The sequence below is a fragment of the Winogradskyella thalassocola genome (assembly GCF_900099995.1).
GTDB lineage: Bacteria > Bacteroidota > Bacteroidia > Flavobacteriales > Flavobacteriaceae > Winogradskyella > Winogradskyella thalassocola.
The window spans coordinates 1-20,360 of record NZ_FNCZ01000003.1; the positions used below are offsets into that span (position 1 = coordinate 1).

Genomic DNA, 20,360 nt, shown 5'->3' on the forward strand with positions numbered 1-20,360 from the left:
GTTACATCACCACAAGTATCCGTAGCTGTTGCGGTACCTGTATTAGCAGGATTAATACTATCACCACATGCAACAGTTTCATTATTAGGCACTGTTAATATAGGATTAACACTATCTTGAACAGTAATGATTTGATCAGCTGACGTTGTGTTTCCACATGCATCAGTAGCAGTCCAAGTTCTTGTAATCATTGTTGTTCCAGTAGCTGAAGAATTTCTGTTAAAAATATTACCGTCTCCGCAAATATCTACAAAAGCATCTACAAAGGAGATTGATACATCTCCACAAGAATCAGTAGCTGTCGCTATCCCTGTATTGGCAGGATCTGTACTATCTCCACACTCAAGAGTTTCGTCATTCGGTATTGTTAAAACAGGATCAGTAGTATCTAATACGGTAATTATCTGTGTGTGCTCATTGGTGTTATTACAGTCGTCTGTAGCAGTCCAAACACGTGTTAACGTGAATTGATTTAAACAACTTCCATCTGTTTTTATTTCATTATAAGAAATATTGGCTGTACCACAACTAACAGAAGTTGTAAGTGCTGGTGCATCAGGAATCGCATCGCATTGAACAGTAATATTCTCTGGTAATTCTAATTCATTAAAATCTGGTCCATTTGTATTGCCAACGGATATCGTTTGTACATATTCTGAACTTGTACGACCACATGCATCCGTAAACGTCCATGTATTAGTATATGTTCCTGAATTCGAACAATTTTGATCAGATACAAAGCTTCCAGAAACTTTAGTGTAAGTGAAGTCACATTTGTCTGTGATTGGCTCTAAAGATTGAGCCGCCACCAGTGAAGCAGGGTCATTACAATCAACTATTCTATCTAAGTCATTTTCTGCTGAAGCCCATGTAGCTTCTGATGGTTGAATTACATTAATTATTGTTGGATCTTGAACACCAACATTACAGTTGTCAATAGATGCAGAACTTAGCGTATTTTGTAAGGAAGGATTTAGTATACCATTATAAGTTGCATCAAATTGTATTTCGAATGATAAATCACAATTTTCTTCTAAAAAATAACATTCTTCTTTAACTTTTAAATCGAATCCTACATTAAAAAGAGGGCTGCCAACATTCAAATTTCCATCTGGAATAAAAAAGATAAGTTCTCTTGTGTTAATATCGAATGAATATGTAACTCCATTAGGAAGATTAGCTGGGATAAATTCTAATTGAGACGGCAAAATTGTTGCTACCTGAAGATTTATAGCATTATCATTACCAAGGTTTTGTAAGTTAAAATCAAAACCTAAAGTTGAACCAGGCGCTGCAGGATTGCTTCCTGAAGTTAAACCCATTTCAATTGGATTCATATCAGGTGCCCAAACATCAATAGATAAACCTAACAAATATAAACCATAGGTCTCTTGGGTAGACGTTAATCTAATTTGAGCAGAATTTTGACTGTTACCAATTTTAGAATTGCTTGAACCGCCATTATCTAAATCAAAAACAGCAGCATCAAAACCAAGGGTATTTGTGCTTGCTGGACTTCTATCAGTGAAATTAGAGTTTCCGACCGTAATTCTACTATTAAAGAAATTACTTGAAGATCTTTCGGGAGCAGAAATATCTACAAAATTACCTGAAGGATTTTTTATTTGCAGTCTATCACCAGCCAAATCTCTATCTCCTTCTAATGCTCCAATTACAACTTTAGCATTTACAGGACCTGAAGAAATCGTTTGAAACCCATTAAAATCAATATCAAAATCTTTATCGGTACCAGAATCACCATCACTTACGTGGGCATAACCGTCAAAAAGACTTATGTTTTTTGATGGTAAATTTGGACTTTCATAAATAAATACAATTTGCCAACCACCAGATGTACCTGTGTTTCCGCCATTATGTCCTGATAAGCTTCCTGTTTTCGCTTCAACGTTGGCTACTTGATATTTTCCATAAGGATCAGAAACCGCTAAGACATCAGCCGTTATATCTTTTAAACATATATAAGGATCATTACTAAAATGAGTATCTCTTCCTCTAAAAATAACATCATCTGCTGTTAATGTCGTATAACTCGTTTGCCCTGGAAGCATCAGTTTAATATCATTGTAGTTCCAATTAGGTTGATTTTCTGAGTTTAAATTATTATTAGGTTCTTTATCTGCAGCAGCCCAGTATAAATAAGCTTTTCTAATACTTAAACACGATTGGCTTGGATCTGGATTAGAGAAATTTGCACTACTAGAATTAAAAGTGGTATTATCAGAATCAATGTCAACATAGACATTGTTAGAGTAGCTATGATTTCCACTATTGCCTGTATAATCTCCTGTAGACGTTCTAGAGATCATGTTGTTTGCAATAATTGTTATATCTCCCTTAACCGTTTGATTAAAGCGAGGTGAAAAAGTCTCTTTAACTTGTGCATAGGATGCAAAGCTTAAAACTAGGGTAAGCCCTAGTAAGATCTTGTTTAATTGGAAGAATTGAGTAGTTTTTTTCATAAACCCGAAAGTTTAGTTTGTATTAAGTAGGATTAATTGAAATCTTTTGGATCCGGAATGAAGGATTCAATACTAACAGTATTGCTTATAACGTCGCCGTTTTTAGAAATAGCATTGACCTGAGTGCAATTCCATGAGTTGAGTTTAGAATTTTTTGGTTTCGTAAGCTTAACAAATACTTCCATAGATTCATTAGGTTTAATAGTATGTTCTTTATCTCCAAGACTTTTGTTATTATTTAATATTTCTTGAGTAAAGTCTGTTTCGATCGATTTCTCATTACTGCATTTTGCGTTAAAAGCAGATACTGAAAACAATGTAGCTTTTCGACTGGTATTAGTAACTTTTACTAAATAGAAATGCTCTTTTGCTGTATCAGGTTCATCTGAATTTTGAATAATTGATAGCTTTAAATCTTGTCCATAACTAGACAAGAAACTTAGCCCAACAAAAATGATAGATATTATTGTTTTCATAGTTAAAAATTGATTAACAAATTATATGGTCGCTTTGCGATGTTTTACTTTTTTTGATAATTAAATACGTCAATTATTAATTAAACATATATTATGTTTAATTGGGTAATCAAAATATTTAGAGGGAAGGGATTTTGATATCTAAATACCAAAACATGGATTTATTAATATAGTTTTTAATTTGGGGTCTTTTACATTAAATTTACGGATCAAAATAACTCATAACTTCACTGATATTCAAATTATCAAGTTGAAGGGGCAATATACTCGTCAAAACGGACATACGCAACCTTTTGTCGAAAAAAAACGTATTTAATCGATAGAATATGAAGGAAATTTTACTCGTAAGACATGGGAAATCATCTTGGGAATTTGATGTAATAGATTATGAAAGACCATTAAAACAGAGAGGAATAGATGATTCAAATTTGGTAGCTAAGGAGTTAGCAATGAAAGAAGAGGTTTCCCATATGGTGTTTTCAAGCCCTGCAAATAGAGCGCTAAGTACATGTAAAATTTTTGCTAAATCACTAGGAATTCCTAAAAGCAGAATTACAATTGTAGAAGACTTATATGATTTTGATGGGAGAAATGTAATTAACTTTATTAAATCATTATCAAACGAATTAAATAAGGTTATGATTTTCGGTCATAATCATGCTTTCACGTCAATTTCTAATATATTTGGGGATAGATTTATAGATAATCTTCCTACAAGTGGTTTAGTGAAACTTACCTTTGATATTGAAGATTGGAAAGATTTAAAAAAAGGAAAGACAGAATTTATTATAATCCCAAAGGATTTAAAAGAATGACAAAAGATAAAAACATATATATTAATAGAGAATTAAGTTGGTTAAAGTTTAATGAGCGTGTGTTGCAAGAAGCCTCAGATACAGATGTGCCTCTCATTGAAAGGTTACGTTTTTTAGGTATTTTTTCTAATAATTTAGACGAGTTCTTCAAAGTTAGGTATGCCACTGTAAAACGAATTTATGAAGCCGGAAAAGGAGGTAAATCTGAATTAGGTGGTATAAAAGCAGGCGATCTATTAGAGGAAATAACTCAAATTGTTATCGCACAACAAAGCTACAGTTTGGAGATTTTGGAAGAAATAGATTTAGAGCTTCAAAAAGAGAATATACATGTTATTAATGAAACCGAAATCGAAGGTATTCATCACGATTTTATAAAAAATTATTTCTACCAAGAGCTAAGTCCTGCGTTAGTGGTAATAATGCTTAATGAAGATGTGGCCTTGCCAGAACTCATGGATATTTCTGCATATTTAACTGTGAAAATGACTAGTTCAGAAAGTAAGGATCAGGTAGCATTGATAGAGATTTCTTCTACAATGGATCGTTTTGTTGTATTGCCTAGCATAAATGGTGCTAGCTATATTATAATGGTCGATGATATTTTAAGATATTGTTTAGATGATATTTTCAACATCTTTAAATATGATAGTATTAGTGCTCACATGATTAAGATTACAAGAGATGGTGAGTTAGATTTTGACAGCGATTTAAGTAAAAGTTTTATAGATAAACTTTCAGAAAGTGTTAAAGACAGACAAAGTGGTGAGCCAGTGCGCTTTGTTTACGATATGAATATTGATAAGGACACTTTAAGTTTCTTACTGAAGCATATGTCTATTGATGAAAAAGAGAGTATTATTCCTGGAGGCAGATATCATAATCGAAGAGATTATATGAGTTTCCCAAGTTTAGGTAGAACGGATTTGCTCTATGAGAAAATTAAGCCACTTCCTGTAAAAGGACTTAGTTTAGAAGAGAGTATTTTTAAAACCATAGCAAAAAAGGACTATATGGTTTATACGCCTTATCATACCTTTTCTTATATCGTTAAGTTTCTTAGGGAAGCTGCATTGGATCCAAAAGTAAAAACTATAAAAATTACTATTTATAGATTGGCTCAAATCTCTCATGTGGCCAGTTCCTTAATTAATGCGGCTAAAAACGGTAAAAAAGTAACGGTTTCCATAGAGCTTAGAGCGCGTTTTGATGAAGCAGCAAATATTAATTATGCGGAACAAATGCAAGATGAAGGTATAAAAATGTTCTTTGGAGTTACGGGATTAAAGGTCCACTGTAAAATGTGTGTTATTGAACGTGAAGAAAATGATAAGTTAGTACGATATGGCTTTATTAGTACAGGGAATTTTAACGAATCCACCGCAAAAATTTACACGGATTTTACCTTAATGACTGCAAATGCAAAAATCTTAAAAGAAATCAATAAGGTGTTTGATTTTTTTGAAGTTAATTACCAAATTAATAGGTATAAACATATTATCACCTCACCACACTATACGCGAACCAAGTTATTTGCTTTAATAGATAAGGAGATAGAAAGCGCTAAAAAAGGAAAACCTGCCTATATAAAACTTAAGATGAATAGCATTAGTAGCTATAAGATGATTGATAAATTATATGACGCAAGTAGGGCTGGTGTAAAAATTCAGATGATAATAAGAGGGCTTTGTTGTTTAGTGCCAGGTGTTAAAGGTATGAGTGAAAATATTGAAGTTATCAGCATTATAGATAAATTCCTAGAACATACTCGACTGTATATTTTTTCGAATGAAAACAATCCAAAAATTTACATTTCATCTGCAGATTGGATGACCAGAAATATTGATAATAGGGTAGAAGTCAGTTGTCCTATTTATGATGAAGATATTAAGGTTGAATTACAACATTTATTTGATATTTGTTGGAATGATAATGTTAAAGCACGTGTCATAAACGAAAATCAAGATAATTCTTATCGAAAAAACGATAATCCGAAAGTAAGAGCGCAATTTGATACATATAAATATTACTTAAATAATTTAGAAGGATAATTATGTTGAAGATACAGAAATTTGCAGCTATTGATATTGGATCTAATGCCGTAAGGTTATTAATTTCTAATATTATAGAACAAGATGATGAACCGACAATCTTTAAAAAGAACTCATTAGTTCGTGTACCTATTAGATTAGGAGCAGATGTATTTCTAAAAGGTGAAATATCAGAGTATAACCAAGAGCGTATGATAGATACTATGAAAGCTTTTAGTCTGATTATTAAGTCTCATGGAGTAACACGTTACAAAGCGTGTGCAACGTCTGCTATGAGAGAAGCTAAAAACAGTGCGCCTTTATCTGAGAAAATTCTCGAAACTTGTGGGATTAGTATAGAAACTATTGATGGTGAAGAAGAGGCTGCTATAATTGCGGCAACAGATTTGCAATCTTTTATTAATCCTAATAGAACATATCTTTATGTCGATGTTGGTGGTGGTAGTACTGAATTTTCAATCATTCACAATGGAATTAAAAAAATGTCTAGATCGTTTAAAATCGGAACTGTAAGATTATTAAACGATATTGTGAAGAGTGAAACCTGGCAAGAGTTAGAACTTTGGATTAAAGAAAACACGAAGCAATACGATAAAATAGAATTAATAGGGTCTGGTGGTAACATCAATAAGATTTTTAAAATCTCTGGAAAAGATATTGGTAAACCATTAACCTATTTCTATTTAACAAGCTATTATAAAATGCTACAAAATTATTCTTACGAAGAACGCATTACAAAGTTAAATCTAAATCAAGATAGGGCAGACGTTATTATTCCTGCAACCCGAATATACTTGTCTGCCATGAAATGGAGTGGAGCAAAAGACATATATGTTCCAAAAATAGGACTGTCAGATGGTATTATTAAAAGTATGTATTACGAAACGGTTTCTAGTGTGGTAGTATAGTATTAATACATAATAATCCATTTGTCCGATTTTTTTCTATCTAGACCTATTAATTGATAGGGAATTATTATTTAATATATCTTCGTAATCTCAAATCGAAAACTTATGAAAAAATATGTATTTGCCTTAGTATTTGTTTCTTTTACAACAATTGTAATGTCTCAAGATATTAAATATGGTGTAAGAGGAGCTTTAAATGTCTCAAACCTAGACTTTGATCCAGATGCTAATTTTGAAAATAAACACCGAAATGGTTTTGCTTTTGGTGGTTTTGTTGATTTTAATGTTACAGATAATTTATCGTTGTTAACAGAATTACAATGGTCTGCCGAAGGTGGTAAGGATCCAGAAATTAGAGCAGATTATATTAAACTTCCAATTCTTTTAAGGTTTTCATTATGCGACGATCTTATGTTAGGAGTTGGACCTCAAATTGCTTTAAAGACCTGGCAAGACACTGATGGGTTTTCTACTTTTGCATTTTCTGGTGTAGCTGGAGCTGAATATATGATCACTGATGAGCTGTTTTTAGATGCAAGATATTATTACGGAATTACAAATATTTTAGATGAAGATTTAACAGATCTTGAAGCTAAAAATCATGTCATTCAATTTGGTTTTGGAATCAAAATTTAAATAAGAAACTTATAATAGTAAAAAAAAAGTCTTAACACTTGTTAAGGCTTTTTTTTTATTATGTTATAATTAAGATGGGATTAACCATGAATTGTTTCTTTATTCCCTAAGTTTCGCATAATATCAGCTTCAAAATCTAAAAGCGCTTCCCATTTTTGGTCAACTTCAGCTCTGTCACCATACTTTCTTGCAAAATTTAAAAACATAGTGTAATGACCAGCTTCACTAATCATAAGTTTACGGTAGAATTTTGCTAACTTTTTATCTTCTAATTCTTCAGATAATAATCTAAAACGTTCACAGCTTCGTGCTTCAATTAAGGCTGCATATAATAATCTATGAACCAATTGTGTCGTTCTGCTTCCTCCTTTTGGAAAGAACTTGATTAACGCAATTACATAATCATCTTTACGATCTCTACCAAGTGTCCACCCGTTTTCTAATATTAAATCGTGTACCATTTTAAAATGGCTCATTTCTTCGTTGACGAGTTCTACCATTTCTTGTACTAACTCTGTATATTCAGGGAAACCTACAATTAATGAAATCGCTGTACTTGCAGCCTTTTGCTCGCAATAGGCATGATCTACTAAAATATCTTCAATATTCTTTTCAACGATATTTACCCATCTTGGATCGGTTGGTAATTTTAGTCCTAACATAATTATTTTACTTCAACTTGAACAATATTCGATTTTCCGTTTTCATTTATAAATAAAGTGTGTGAAGCATATCTATCAGATTCAGGAATAGCATACATAATATCAATTAACACCATATTTGTATAAGTAGGGTCATCGTTAACTTGGATAGTTTTTAAAACCGCCAAAGTATCAAAGTTATATAGGTCAGAGCCAGCAACTAAATTGGCACTATAATTAAAGTCTTTGTTTACTTTTTGCTTGTCAAAACTTTCATTATAAATCAGTTTGTTGTCTTTGGTAACACTAACATCGAACTTAAAATTTCTATAATAGGTTTGATAGTTAATAGTATCTTTTATTTTAGAAAAACGAACAGCATTAGACATGTCAGAATAGGTCTTTATTTTTACACGAAAACCATTACTCATTAAAGTGTCAATTTCTTGTTCTAAATAGGTTTCAGGAATATAAACATTGGTTTCAAAATTCACTGTTTTTTTGAATTCTTGAATGCTTTCAGATAGCGCCTGGCTTTGTGTTTTTCGGCCTTCACAGCTTGTGAATCCTAATATGGTAATGATTAAAAATCCTAGTAAATGTTTCATCAGTTTTAATTTTTAAGACGAGTTGGGTCTTTATTTTTTCCTTTCTATAATTGTTAAAACCATCGCTATAATAACTAAAGCACTTGATGTTACAGACAGCCAAAAACCGCGATCAAATTTTTCTGTGAATATAAAATGAGCAATAGTTACAAGAACGCTAACAATAATGATGATTAAAGGTAAGTTTTTTTTTCATAGGTTATGCGTTTTCAGAATGGATGATGTTTTAATCTAAATATCAAGCCCAAACATCTGCCGTAACACTTCAATATTCGGATTCTTTTCTTTAAGCTTTTCGTATTTCTCTATTGGTGTAAAGGCATATTTTTTAGCAACCTCTTCATTAACTGTAATATCTAATTTAAGATCGTAATTAAGTAATTTTTTCTTCAAAAAAGCCATTAAAGGAAACTCAGCACGTTCTAATTCAATCTTATTGGTGTTATTAGAATAGGTTAAATAAATGGTTGTACCTTCTAGTCTTGGGTGATCCATTTGTAAGATAGAGGCCATGATTTTTTCACCTTTCTTGTCCATCTGAGCGGTGTACAGTTTCCATGCTTCACTTAAAGCTTCTTGTGTTACGGGCTCTTTAGGAAGGTTGTCTTCATCAATAACCACTTCCATTTGGCGTAATTGATGCTCCTTCTTTTCTCTAATACTCTTTAAGGATAAGCCTGAGGTTGACTTCTTTGGTTGATTTATAGAGATTTTGGGAATTGTGACAGGTTCTGCAACTACAGAAACCGCTTCTTTTTTTGTTACAATTGGTTTTGCTGCAATAGGATTTTTAGATGGTTCAACATCCGTTTTCGGTTTCGTAACAGGAATAGGGGTAATACCTCTCGCTTTAAAATACGAAGGAGGAATTATGAAGTGCTTAAGATTTTTTTTTTCTCCATCAAAAGTGATAGAGGCAAGTTGCATAAGTGTTAACTCAACGAGTAAACGTTGATTTTTACTAGTCTTATATTTTAAATCACAGTCATTGGCTAGCCGAATGCCTTCCATTAGAAAACTATGTGTTGTTTTCTTGGATTGTTCCATATATTTCAGACTGGTATCTTCACCAACTTCTAACAATGGAATGGTTGCTGGATTCTTACAAACCATGAGGTCTCTAAAGTGAGAGGCCAAACCTGCAATATAATGATGACCATCAAAGCCTTTAGAAATAATGGTATTGAATTGTACTAGTAAATCTGGAATCTTATTTTCTAAGATTAAATCCGTACTCGTAAAATACGTTTCGTAATCTAGTACGTTTAAATTTTCAGTAACGGCTTGTCTGGTTAAGTTTTTACCCGAGAAACTAACCACACGATCAAAAATAGATAAGGCGTCTCGCATGGCTCCATCTGCTTTTTGAGCAATAATATGAAGCGCATCATCTTCAGCGTCAATCCCTTGTTCTTTGGCTATATATTTTAAGTACTCTTTAGCGTCAGAAACCGTAATGCGTTTAAAATCGAAAATCTGACAACGCGATAATATGGTCGGAATGATTTTATGCTTTTCAGTCGTTGCTAAAATGAAAATACAGTGCTTTGGTGGCTCTTCTAAAGTCTTCAAAAAGGCATTAAAAGCCGCTTGAGATAACATATGTACCTCATCAATAATATAGACTTTGTATTTTCCAACTTGCGGAGGAATACGAACTTGATCTGTTAAGCTTCTAATATCATCTACTGAGTTGTTAGAAGCGGCATCTAATTCAAAAATATTAAAAGCAAAATCTTCATCTTCACTTGTATTGCCATCACTATTAATCATTTTAGATAAAATACGTGCGCACGTTGTTTTACCAACACCACGAGGACCTGTAAATAATAAAGCTTGGGCTAAGTGATTGTTTTCAATGGCATTTAGTAAAGTATTTGTAATAGCTTGCTGACCTACAACGTCCTTAAAGGTTTGTGGTCTGTATTTACGAGCCGATACTACAAAATGTTCCATTAAAAAATTACTGAATTACAAATTTAAGAATAACCTATAAATAGGCGATTGTTACTGCCAAAATTTAACATGAGTTATTAACAATTTATGTACTTTTGCGCCAAGTAGATCGCCTTATCGATTCTAAATTTATTTAGGGTAGGAAAGTCCGAACACCATAGTGCAATCATAGTGGTTAACAGCCACCCATCGTAAGGTGAGGAAAAGTGCAACAGAAAGTATGTACAGGTAATGCTGTAGTGAAACCAGGTAAACTCTATGTGGTGCAATGTCATGTATACTAACGCTTGAGCGTACACGCGCGATTGTTAGAGGGTAGACAGCTAAAGCTTGCTGGCAACAGTAAGCGTAGATAAATGATAAGGGCTCTTTTATTAGAGTACAGAATTCGGCTTATAGATTTACTTAAGCATAAAAAAACCATCTAGAAATAGATGGTTTTTGTGTTTATATAAAGGTTTTAGTTATTTTTTTGGAGGTGTAATCGTATAACCTTGAGTTGTTAATACGTTAAGCATATCGTAGTAGTAGCGTATATATATAATTTTATTATCTTGAATCAAAGAAGCTGTATGGTATGGGATTACAATTTCTTGTCCTGTTTTTTTGTTCGTAATTGTGTTTGTTCCCCAAGATAATATCCATTCACCTTCATTCCAGTTGTTTTCAACTTTTACGGGTAAATATAAATCTCCGCTTATGGAGTGTTTAAATTGGTTGGTGCTGTTAGTGTAGTATTCTTTATGTTGTTGTACGTTTAAGGAGTCTAAGCCTCCGCCTAATCCATATATCATGGCTTTTTCATGAAGTTGAGAGTTCATAGCATTTACGTCTCCTTTTTGTAATGATTCAGTGTAAGTTCTAATGAGTTCTGCTGCTGTTTCTGCATTTTTAAATTCAATGGTCACTTTACTTTCTTGTGCGTTGGTAATAAAACTGATGCCTAGGAATAGAAATGACAGAATAATAACCTTTTTTGAGATTTTCATAATAGCTGTTTTTAAATTATATAATTGATTAATAGTTACAAATCAATTTTGGAGCAAAAACACGTAATAGGTGGAGCTATTAAAATCAGTAGGATGATAATAATTATAGGGAAGTTACTTAAGGTTACTAAGTTAGTGAATTTATTTAATTAGGAATTAACCTACGAATCTGATAGTGAGTTACTTTGAGAAAAAACTAAACATATTCCCACCATAGCCTTTGGAATGTGAGTAATGTTCTAGCTGACTTAAGTCAGTATGTTTAGAATGCTCTACAACCAATACTCCTTCTTCCTCAAGTAATTCATTCTTAAAAACTAATTCCGGAATTTTAGAAAAAGCATCTAATTCAAAATTATAAGGCGGATCGGCAAAAATAATACTATGCTTTTGTTTTGATTTCTCAAGAAATTTAAAAACATCACTTTTAATAGTGCTGATCGTCATTTCGAAAGCTTCAGCGGTTTCATTTATAAATTTGATACAACCGAAATTTTCATCAACAGCTGTAATGTGCTCAGTACCTCTTGATGCAAATTCATAGCTTATGTTTCCTGTTCCTGAAAACAGATCCAAGACCGAAATATCATCAAAATAATATTGATTATTTAAGATGTTAAACAATGCTTCTTTTGCCATATCAGTTGTTGGTCTAACAGGTAATTTTTTAGGAGCTGTAATACGTCTGCCTTTAAACAATCCGGATATAATACGCATTAAAAAGAATTTAAGATTAAAAAATGTTTATGCAAATAACGTCTATCTATATCAGTGGATACCGAAAATTTATAATCTTTATCTATAAAATGAACATGCCTTACATAGGTGTAAAGTACATTGTATAGATCATCATCTTTATCAATATTACCACTTAATTCAATTGAAGTAGTTTCTACATCTAGTTTTAACTGTTCAAACACAAATAAAATGTAATAGAGAAAATCTTCTTTACTGAAGTATTCGAAAACATTAAATAGTTGAAGTTTGTTTTTCTCAATGACTAATACTTCAACAGTGCTTTTATTAATATTGAGATAAACTATTGGTTCTTCTTTGGTTTCTGTATGTTGTAGATGTGAATTGATAAGAACACTTGACGCGTGCTTATAAACAAATTCTCCAAACGTATCAAAGATGTAATTATTAATATTTACATAGGGAACATAAACATTAACGCTATTATTTATAGCGATGTCATCTTCTGTAATAAAATCGTTTCTCAGTATTTTTGAGTTGAATTTTAAATAGTCGGCCTTATGCTCAACATTATACAATTCTTCAGGGACTAATGTTGCTAATTCATTTTGATGAATCACTAACACAGCATTAAAATCTTCAGAAAAAACGGTGTTACTACTTAACTCTGCTTTTAAATAATTGAGAACTTCAATAGGAGTCGTTTTCTGCTCAAACGGAATTGTTTTGAGAAATTCAAGGGTGTTTTGAGTTCTATTTAGAATACAAAAAGAAAGCCCATTCAAATTAATTTGAATGGACAGTTCTTTAATATCATTTATTTTCAAACTATTCTTTATTTGTGTAACTTTTTGGCCAGTTTCCTTTTGTGAATACTTCGGTCATAGATCCTACTTTTAAAGTTGGTCCGTTAACACCATCTACAGATACAACCTGATTTTCTTTTTCTACTAAGTAAGGCTCTTGGTCATCTAAGATAACAGATTTTTCGACGCTTGCTTCAAATACAGCAAATTCTTCTAATTTGCCAGCTTGAAGTTTGAATTTAGCACCTTCTTTTCCAACGCCTACATTCATCATGGTTTTATAACGGTCACTACCTTTAAATAATGAATCTTTAACAGAGTAAAAACTTAAGGTGTCTATTAAAGTTATGGTTTTCATGGTTTCAACTCCACCAAATAACTTTGTTCTCTCTTCATCTAATACCAAAGTATCACGTCTTTGTGTAATTGGCACTTTACCAGTCTCTACGAAGTTAATTAATTTATCAAAACTATCAGTGTAAGTTCCGTTAACATCTTTATATGCTAATTGCGCATCTCTAACATCAATTAGACGATCAATAACTAAGGCAAAACGTTTTTCTTTTAATTGGTTAAATTCGATTTCTTTGTATACAGACATATAAGTCTTGTAACCTAAGAAAAATATTAAGACCCATAATACGATATTAATTACTGGTTTTATTTTTTTTGGCACAAATTTGTCTATTAACCATACAATTCCAATGGTTAATACTATAATAACTACAATTGCTATAATTACTTCCATATTAGTTTTTATTTATTAGGTCTATCGCAAATCTACAATTTTTTTTTGTTCGCTAAAACTATCTAAAATAAAAAAGATTAAAAATAACGAACTAAATGAAATATGCGCTTTAAAAAGAGAGAATAATACTATCTTGCTATATATTTATTTTCTCTATGATTTCTAATGCATCTGCATTCTATTCGCTACTAAAATCTAAATTTCCATTTGCGCCAACTTCTAAGCAAGACATGGTGTTAATGCAGTTATCTCAGTTTATTTTTGATACTAACAAAAATTCAATTTACTTATTAAAAGGGTATGCTGGAACTGGAAAAACAAGCATCATCGGTACCATAGTTTCAAATTTGTGGCAAGCAAAAAAAAATGCTGTTTTATTAGCTCCAACAGGAAGAGCAGCTAAGGTTATTTCTAATTATTCGAAAAAAGAGGCCTTTACCATTCATAAAAAAATCTATTTCCCTAAAAAAGATAAAGGAGGTGGTGTCAATTTTGTAATGCAACCGAATAAGCATCGCAATACTATTTTTATTGTAGATGAAGCTTCCATGATACCAGATACTCCTTCGGATACAAAATCATTTGATAGTAGCTCTTTACTAGATGATTTAATGCAATATGTGTATTCTGGTCATGAGTGTAAATTACTTTTAATTGGAGATAAAGCGCAGTTACCACCTGTAAAATCGGATTTAAGTCCGGCCTTAGATGAAAACAGACTCAGTTTAAATTATAATAAAGATGTTGTTGGAATTGAATTGGATGAAGTTGTACGACAAGAACAAGGCTCTGGTATTTTAAGTAACGCCACAGAGCTTAGAGCAGTTTTAGAATCTAATTTTTACGAGAGTTTTAAATTTGATCTCAATGGGTTTACAGATAGTGTACGGTTAATAGACGGCTACGAAATTATGGATGCCATTAATGATGCCTACAGTGCCGATGGTTACGAGGAAACGGCAATTATTGTCAGAAGTAACAAACGTGCTAATGCTTATAACCAACAAATAAGACAACGTATTTTATTTAATGAGACGGAGTTGTCCGCAGGAGATTATTTAATGGTGGTTAAGAATAATTATTTTTGGTTAAAACCTACAAGCGAAGCTGGTTTTATTGCCAATGGAGATATTATTGAAGTCTTGGAGATTTTTAGCATTAAAGAATTATACGGTTTTAGATTTGCAGAGGTAAAGTTAAGAATGGTAGATTATCCTAATATGACACCCTTTGAAACCGTACTACTTTTAGATACTATAGATGTTGAAAGTGCCTCATTAAGTTACGAAGAATCAAACCGATTATACCAAGAAGTATCTAAGGATTATGAAGGTGAAACAAAATATAAACGCTTTTTAGGAGTAAAGAACAATAAGTTTTTCAACGCCTTACAAGTAAAATTTTCTTATGCAATTACTTGCCATAAATCGCAAGGTGGTCAGTGGAACACCATTTTTGTAGAACAACCGTATTTGCCAAATGGTATGGATAGAGATTATATTCGTTGGTTATATACAGCGATTACTAGAGCTAAAGAAAAACTATATCTAATAGGTTTTAAAGATGAAATGTTTGTAGAAAAAGATTCAAACTAATTACGTTATGACAGAAACAATTCTAAGTATTTTTTTAGGCATCGGACTTTCAGCTTCTGTAGGATTTAGAGTCTTTTTGCCATTGTTCGCCTTAAGTTTAGCTGCCTATTTTAATGTGTGGGAACTAAATGAATCTTGGCAATGGATTGGTAGTACAGCAGCTGTGATTACTCTAGGTATCGCAACTTTAGTCGAAATTGTAGCGTATTACATTCCGGTGGTTGATAATTTATTAGATAGCATCGCCATTCCTTTAGCTACCATTGCAGGTACTGCGGTTATGGTTTCGACGGTTGCAGATTTAAGTCCAGTGATTACTTGGGCTTTAGCTATTATAGCAGGAGGAGGAACTGCAGCTGCCGTAAAGAGTACTGCAAGTGCAACGCGTTTGGGATCAACAGTTTCTACTGCAGGCTTTGGAAACCCAGTAGTGTCAACCATTGAAACAGGGACGTCTGTTGTAATGTCCATTGTCTCCATCTTTTTACCGATTCTGGCTTTTATTTTAGTATTATTCATATTTTATTTGGTTTATAAACTCTATAAAAAGTTACGTTCAAAGTGACAGAAATCATCTTATAAACCTTATTTTTGAAATTGAATGAATTCATTATACAAATCATATAGATGAAAATTATATCCATGATTCCTGCACGTTATAGTGCATCTCGATTTCCAGGAAAATTGATGCAGAATTTAGCAGGAAAATCTGTAATTCTTAGAACTTATGAAGCTACTGTAGCGACTAATTTATTTAGCGAGGTCTATGTGGTGACAGATAGTGACATCATTTTTAATGAGATTGTTAATAATGGAGGAAAAGCCATTATGAGCATAAAAGAACACGAATCTGGAAGTGACAGAATTGCTGAAGCAGTGGCAAATGTAGAGTGTGATATTGTCATTAATGTACAAGGAGATGAACCTTTTACAGAAGGTGAAAGTTTAGCAAAAGTGATTGACGTTTTTAAAGGTGATACTAATAAGGAAATTGATTTAGCATCCTTAATGGTTGAAATCACAGATTTAGAAGAAATAAATAACCCAAACACCGTAAAAGTTATCGTAGATCAGCAGAATTTTGCTTTGTATTTTTCGCGAAGCCCAATTCCGTTTCCAAGAGGTAAAGATGTTGGCGCGCGTTATTTTAAGCACAAAGGAATTTATGCCTTTAGAAAGCAAGCCTTATTAGATTTTGCGGTTTTACCAATGCAATTTCTTGAAGCGTCTGAGAAAATTGAATGCATCAGATATTTAGAATATGGAAAGCGTATTAAAATGGTAGAAACTAAAATACAAGGTGTAGAAATTGACACACCAGAAGATTTAGAAAAAGCGAAACGTTTGTGGAAGTAGATTACAGTAACATAAAAGTAATAGGCTTCGATGCCGACGATACGCTGTGGGTAAACGAAACCTATTTTAGAGAAGCGGAAGAAGAAGTAGGGAGACTATTATCGCATTACGAAACACCAAATAAAATAGACCAAGAGCTATTTAGAATGGAAATTGTAAACCTTCCAACATACGGTTATGGTGTAAAAGGTTTTATTTTGTCTATGATTGAATTGGCTGTAGAATTATCTAACGGAACAGTTTCTAACGCTATTATTTCCAAAATATTAATCATAGGTAAAGACATGATTAATAAACCGATTGAGCTGTTAGATGGGGTAGAAGAGGTGTTAAAAACATTATCTAAACATTATAAGTTAATTGTCGCGACAAAAGGTGATTTATTAGATCAAGAACGAAAATTAGAAAAATCAGGATTGTTAAAATACTTTCATCATATAGAAGTCTTAAGTGAAAAGCATGAAACTAATTATACACAATTGTTAAAGCGATTAGATATTGAGCCAGAGTCCTTTTTAATGGTTGGAAACTCATTGAAATCTGATATTTTGCCTTTAGTAAAAATTGGATCGCAAGCTATTCATGTACCATTTCATACTACTTGGGAACATGAAAAGGTGACTAAAAAAGAAGCCAACGGTTCTGAATATAAAACCGTAGAATGTTTAACGGAAATTTTAGATTTTTTTAATTCATAATTTGAAAATACTCGATAAACATACTTGGAACAGACAAGCTCACTTTGAGTTTTTTAACACCTTCGTAGATCCTTATTTTGGTGTAACCTTTAAGGTAGATGTGACTAAAGCTTATGAGTTTTCGCGTTCTAATGAAGTGTCCTTTTTTGTGAAATATTTGCATGCGACCATGCAAGCTATTAATGAAATTGAAAATTTTAAATATAGAATAAACGCATCTAACGAGGTTGTTGTATTTGATACCATACATGCATCAGCGACCATCTTAAGACCTAATAAAACCTTTGGGTTTTCGTTTATAAATTATGATGAAAATATTTTAGAATTTCAAGCTAATTTTTTTAAAGAAAAAGAAAGAATTTTTAATTCTAATGATTTATTTCCTCCTGTAGATTCAATGGGTTGTGTACATTGTTCATCCTTACCCTGGGTAGGTTTTACAGGGCATAAAGAACCCTTTAAAGGAGAAAAAGATTCCGTTCCTAAATTAGCATTCAGTAAAATGGAAAGTATAGGAGCAAAAAAAGAAATGCAAGTCGCTATCAGTGTTAATCACGCCTTGGTAGATGGCTATCATATTGGGCTATTTAATGAAAGATTACAATTTCATTTAAATAGTTATTAAATATAAACTAAGTTGTTATTTTTGTTAAAGATATAAAGTAAATGATATTCAAAAATTATCCAATGGTGTCCAGAGTTGTTTTTGGACGAGGAAGTTTTAATCAACTCGATGAAATCCTCGCTCTAAAGCGCAAAGGACGCAACGCACCATTTATATTTTATGTTGATGATGTCTTTAAAGGCAATCATTGGTTAACGTCTCGCATTACATTGTCCTATAAGGATAAAATTATATATGTACCTACCAAAGAAGAGCCTAGCACAGGTCAAATAGATCAGTTAGTTGAAGATATTATATTAGAATATAGTGAACTTCCATCTGGTATTATTGGTATTGGTGGAGGAACAGTTTTAGATATTGCAAAAGCAGTGTCTTTAATGCTAACCAATAAAGGTGAATCTAAAGATTACCAAGGTTGGGACTTAATTAAGCATGCTGCGATTTATCATGTTGGTATTCCAACAATTTCTGGTACGGGAGCAGAAGTTTCTAGAACTACAATTTTAACTGGTCCGGTTCGTAAGCTCGGTATAAATAGTGATTATACGCCTTTTGATCAAGTAATTTTAGATCCGGAATTAACTAAAGATGTTCCAAAAGATCAGTGGTTTTATACAGGTATGGATTGCTTTGTACATTGTGTAGAGTCGCTTACAGGAACATATTTAAATGCATTTAGCCAAAGTTATGGCGAAAAAGCATATGAACTTTGTAAGGACATATTCTTAGGAGATTCATTAAGTCCTGAAGAATCACAAGATAAATTAATGATGGCTTCTTGGCATGGAGGCATGAGTATTGCCTATTCGCAAGTTGGTGTAGCACATGCTATGAGTTATGGTTTAGGTTATCTTTTAGGAGTTAAACATGGTATCGGAAACTGTATTGTATTTGATCATTTAGAAGAGTTTTATCCTGAAGGAGTGGCTATTTTTAAACAGATGAAAGCCAAACATAATATTGAAATACCTCTGGGCATTTGTGCAGATTTAGAGCAAGATCAGTTTGACATTATGATTGACGTTGCACTAAGTTTAGAACCTCTTTGGGAAAATGCTATTGGTAAAAACTGGAAAACAATTATGACCAGACAAAAGCTTCAAGAGTTATATAAAAAAATGTAACATGCGCTGGTTAGCAAAATTCATATATTTTAAAGTATTAGGTTGGAAGGTTGTTGGTAATACTAACTTTTCAAAAGATACTATTAAAAAAGCAGTCATTATTGCAGTGCCTCATACCAGTTGGCATGATTTTTATATGGGAGTTTTGCTACGTAAAATAACCAATGTTAAAACCAATTTTGTTGGTAAGAAAGAATTGTTTACTTGGCCATTTGGTTATTATTTCAGAGCCATTGGTGGTCGCGCATTAGATAGAACCTCTGGTCAAAATAAAGTAGAAGCTATTGCAAAATTATTTAATGACACTGATGAATTCCGATTAACATTAGCGCCAGAAGGCACGAGAAAAAAAGTAGAAAATTGGAAAACAGGGTTTTACTATATCGCCAAAAAGGCCAATGTGCCTATTATAATGTTTACTTTAGATTTTAAGAACAAACAGAATAAAATATCAGAACCTTTTTATCCGACCGATGATATTGAAGCCGATTTTAAAACAATGAAAACTTTTTTTAAAGATGTAGAAGGAAAGGTAAAAGAATACAGTTAGATTTGCATTTTATTAGAATTTGGCACAAGAATTGAAGTATTTATATTGCAATGAAACATAAAGTAAACTCCAAGTCCCTAAAAAGAAACATTGCCTCAATAAGCTATCTGATTTAATTAGATAGCTTTTTTGATTCTAGAAACTTATCTAACATAGAATTTGTCTGACTTTGTAGCTTGTTTTTAAAGAACTGCATACCACCAAAGAAAATTCCTTTAATGCCCATAGCTTGTTTCGCCCATTTATGTAAGTCGAATTCATCTGTATGCTTAATGATTAAGCCATCTTTAAACTCAAAAGAGGCATCAATCTTATTATGTACTTTTCGTCCCGTTTTGCTAAAATTATAAATGGCTTCCCAATGTGCTGAACCCGTTTTATCGTTAGTATTTATATCCGAAAATTCAACATTAAACCCTTTTCCATTTTGAGATTCGCATAACATTAACCACATGGCTTTAGCGCGTTCTCCTTTTAAAATCCCAAACGCAGGATCTTCAAAAACAATGTCTTCATGATAACAAGATACCATCGTTTGACCATCACAATGACTTAAAGCTGTATAAAATTTTTCTACGATGTTTTCCATAGGGTTAAAATTA

At 32.3% G+C, this 20,360-nt stretch carries 21 protein-coding genes and 1 other RNA gene; 12 read left to right on the forward strand and 10 right to left on the reverse strand.

The features are described 5' to 3' along the window. Together BLT80_RS09125 and BLT80_RS09130 are read right to left on the reverse strand one after the other, a co-directional pair. A partial coding sequence (locus tag BLT80_RS09125) for an HYR-like domain-containing protein (protein WP_449488740.1) occupies window positions 1-2,480 on the reverse strand: 2,480 nt, incomplete at its 3' end. A 32-nt stretch (window positions 2,481-2,512) separates the two neighbouring features. Beyond that, a complete protein-coding gene (locus BLT80_RS09130) occupies window positions 2,513-2,956 on the reverse strand; it encodes a hypothetical protein (RefSeq protein ID WP_092467323.1) in 444 nt (147 codons plus the stop codon). 326 nt (window positions 2,957-3,282) lie between these two features. Here BLT80_RS09130 and BLT80_RS09135 point away from each other — a divergent pair, with 326 nt between their 5' ends. The 4 genes from BLT80_RS09135 to BLT80_RS09150 all read left to right on the forward strand — a co-directional run bounded on the left by BLT80_RS09135 (window position 3,283) and on the right by BLT80_RS09150 (window position 7,366). Further along, on the forward strand, window positions 3,283-3,771 hold the full coding sequence (locus tag BLT80_RS09135) for a SixA phosphatase family protein (RefSeq protein WP_092467324.1): 489 nt from the start codon (window positions 3,283-3,285) through the stop codon (window positions 3,769-3,771). Further along, window positions 3,768-5,822: a polyphosphate kinase 1 gene (gene ppk1 / locus BLT80_RS09140; RefSeq protein WP_092467325.1), complete on the forward strand. Its 2,055-nt coding sequence runs from the start codon at window positions 3,768-3,770 to the stop codon at window positions 5,820-5,822. Before BLT80_RS09135 ends, ppk1 begins: the two co-directional genes overlap by 4 nt. Window positions 5,823-5,824: 2 nt before the next feature. Continuing rightward, on the forward strand, window positions 5,825-6,730 hold the full coding sequence (locus BLT80_RS09145) for a Ppx/GppA phosphatase family protein (protein WP_092467326.1): 906 nt from the start codon (window positions 5,825-5,827) through the stop codon (window positions 6,728-6,730). A 105-nt stretch (window positions 6,731-6,835) separates the two neighbouring features. Further along, on the forward strand, window positions 6,836-7,366 hold the full coding sequence (locus BLT80_RS09150; RefSeq protein ID WP_092467327.1) for a porin family protein: 531 nt from the start codon (window positions 6,836-6,838) through the stop codon (window positions 7,364-7,366). 80 nt (window positions 7,367-7,446) lie between these two features. On the opposite strand, the gene miaE is transcribed toward BLT80_RS09150, so the two are convergent. The 3 genes from miaE to dnaX form a co-directional block, all read right to left on the reverse strand. Beyond that, on the reverse strand, window positions 7,447-8,028 hold the full coding sequence (gene miaE / locus BLT80_RS09155; protein WP_092467328.1) for a MiaE family protein: 582 nt from the start codon (window positions 8,026-8,028) through the stop codon (window positions 7,447-7,449). Between the two features lie 2 nt (window positions 8,029-8,030). Next, window positions 8,031-8,615: a hypothetical protein gene (locus BLT80_RS09160; RefSeq protein WP_092467329.1), complete on the reverse strand. Its 585-nt coding sequence runs from the start codon at window positions 8,613-8,615 to the stop codon at window positions 8,031-8,033. Between the two features lie 231 nt (window positions 8,616-8,846). Continuing rightward, window positions 8,847-10,571: a DNA polymerase III subunit gamma/tau gene (dnaX, locus tag BLT80_RS09165; RefSeq protein WP_092467330.1), complete on the reverse strand. Its 1,725-nt coding sequence runs from the start codon at window positions 10,569-10,571 to the stop codon at window positions 8,847-8,849. 101 nt (window positions 10,572-10,672) lie between these two features. Here dnaX and rnpB point away from each other — a divergent pair. Continuing rightward, window positions 10,673-10,983, forward strand: an RNA gene (rnpB, locus tag BLT80_RS09170) — RNase P RNA component class A. A 52-nt stretch (window positions 10,984-11,035) separates the two neighbouring features. Here the strand turns inward: rnpB and BLT80_RS09175 are convergent. The 4 genes from BLT80_RS09175 to BLT80_RS09190 all read right to left on the reverse strand — a co-directional run bounded on the left by BLT80_RS09175 (window position 11,036) and on the right by BLT80_RS09190 (window position 13,810). After that, the gene (locus BLT80_RS09175; protein ID WP_092467331.1) at window positions 11,036-11,560 is read right to left on the reverse strand and encodes a sigma-70 family RNA polymerase sigma factor family protein; all 525 of its coding nucleotides are present in this window, start codon (window positions 11,558-11,560) and stop codon (window positions 11,036-11,038) included. Between the two features lie 180 nt (window positions 11,561-11,740). Beyond that, window positions 11,741-12,277 (reverse strand): 16S rRNA (guanine(966)-N(2))-methyltransferase RsmD, encoded by a 537-nt coding sequence (gene rsmD / locus BLT80_RS09180; protein WP_092467332.1) that lies wholly within the window; start codon window positions 12,275-12,277, stop codon window positions 11,741-11,743. Continuing rightward, a complete protein-coding gene (locus BLT80_RS09185; RefSeq protein WP_092467333.1) occupies window positions 12,277-13,083 on the reverse strand; it encodes a DUF3822 family protein in 807 nt (268 codons plus the stop codon). The genes rsmD and BLT80_RS09185 overlap by 1 nt, the downstream gene beginning before the upstream one ends. 1 nt (window position 13,084) lies before the next feature. Further along, window positions 13,085-13,810, reverse strand: coding sequence for a hypothetical protein (locus BLT80_RS09190; protein ID WP_092467334.1), 726 nt, complete (start codon window positions 13,808-13,810; stop codon window positions 13,085-13,087). Window positions 13,811-13,965: 155 nt separating this feature from the next. On the opposite strand from BLT80_RS09190, the gene BLT80_RS09195 reads away from it, so the two are divergent. The 7 genes from BLT80_RS09195 to BLT80_RS09225 all read left to right on the forward strand — a co-directional run bounded on the left by BLT80_RS09195 (window position 13,966) and on the right by BLT80_RS09225 (window position 19,758). Beyond that, window positions 13,966-15,405, forward strand: coding sequence for an ATP-dependent DNA helicase (locus tag BLT80_RS09195; protein WP_092467335.1), 1,440 nt, complete (start codon window positions 13,966-13,968; stop codon window positions 15,403-15,405). A gap of 7 nt (window positions 15,406-15,412) precedes the next feature. Further along, a complete protein-coding gene (locus BLT80_RS09200; RefSeq protein WP_092467336.1) occupies window positions 15,413-15,970 on the forward strand; it encodes a DUF4126 domain-containing protein in 558 nt (185 codons plus the stop codon). A 62-nt stretch (window positions 15,971-16,032) separates the two neighbouring features. Beyond that, window positions 16,033-16,761: a 3-deoxy-manno-octulosonate cytidylyltransferase gene (kdsB, locus tag BLT80_RS09205; protein WP_092467337.1), complete on the forward strand. Its 729-nt coding sequence runs from the start codon at window positions 16,033-16,035 to the stop codon at window positions 16,759-16,761. Continuing rightward, a complete protein-coding gene (locus BLT80_RS09210; protein WP_092467338.1) occupies window positions 16,752-17,459 on the forward strand; it encodes an HAD family hydrolase in 708 nt (235 codons plus the stop codon). Before kdsB ends, BLT80_RS09210 begins: the two co-directional genes overlap by 10 nt. A gap of 1 nt (window position 17,460) precedes the next feature. Further along, on the forward strand, window positions 17,461-18,084 hold the full coding sequence (locus tag BLT80_RS09215) for a CatA-like O-acetyltransferase (protein ID WP_092467339.1): 624 nt from the start codon (window positions 17,461-17,463) through the stop codon (window positions 18,082-18,084). Window positions 18,085-18,125: 41 nt separating this feature from the next. After that, window positions 18,126-19,208 (forward strand): iron-containing alcohol dehydrogenase family protein, encoded by a 1,083-nt coding sequence (locus tag BLT80_RS09220; RefSeq protein ID WP_245710200.1) that lies wholly within the window; start codon window positions 18,126-18,128, stop codon window positions 19,206-19,208. Window position 19,209: 1 nt separating this feature from the next. Beyond that, a complete protein-coding gene (locus tag BLT80_RS09225; RefSeq protein WP_092467340.1) occupies window positions 19,210-19,758 on the forward strand; it encodes a 1-acyl-sn-glycerol-3-phosphate acyltransferase in 549 nt (182 codons plus the stop codon). A 112-nt stretch (window positions 19,759-19,870) separates the two neighbouring features. Here BLT80_RS09225 and BLT80_RS09230 read toward each other — a convergent pair whose 3' ends face one another. Beyond that, entirely contained in the window at window positions 19,871-20,347 is a 477-nt protein-coding gene (locus tag BLT80_RS09230) for a nuclear transport factor 2 family protein (protein ID WP_092467341.1), read from the reverse strand. Window positions 20,348-20,360 lie beyond the last annotated feature (13 nt).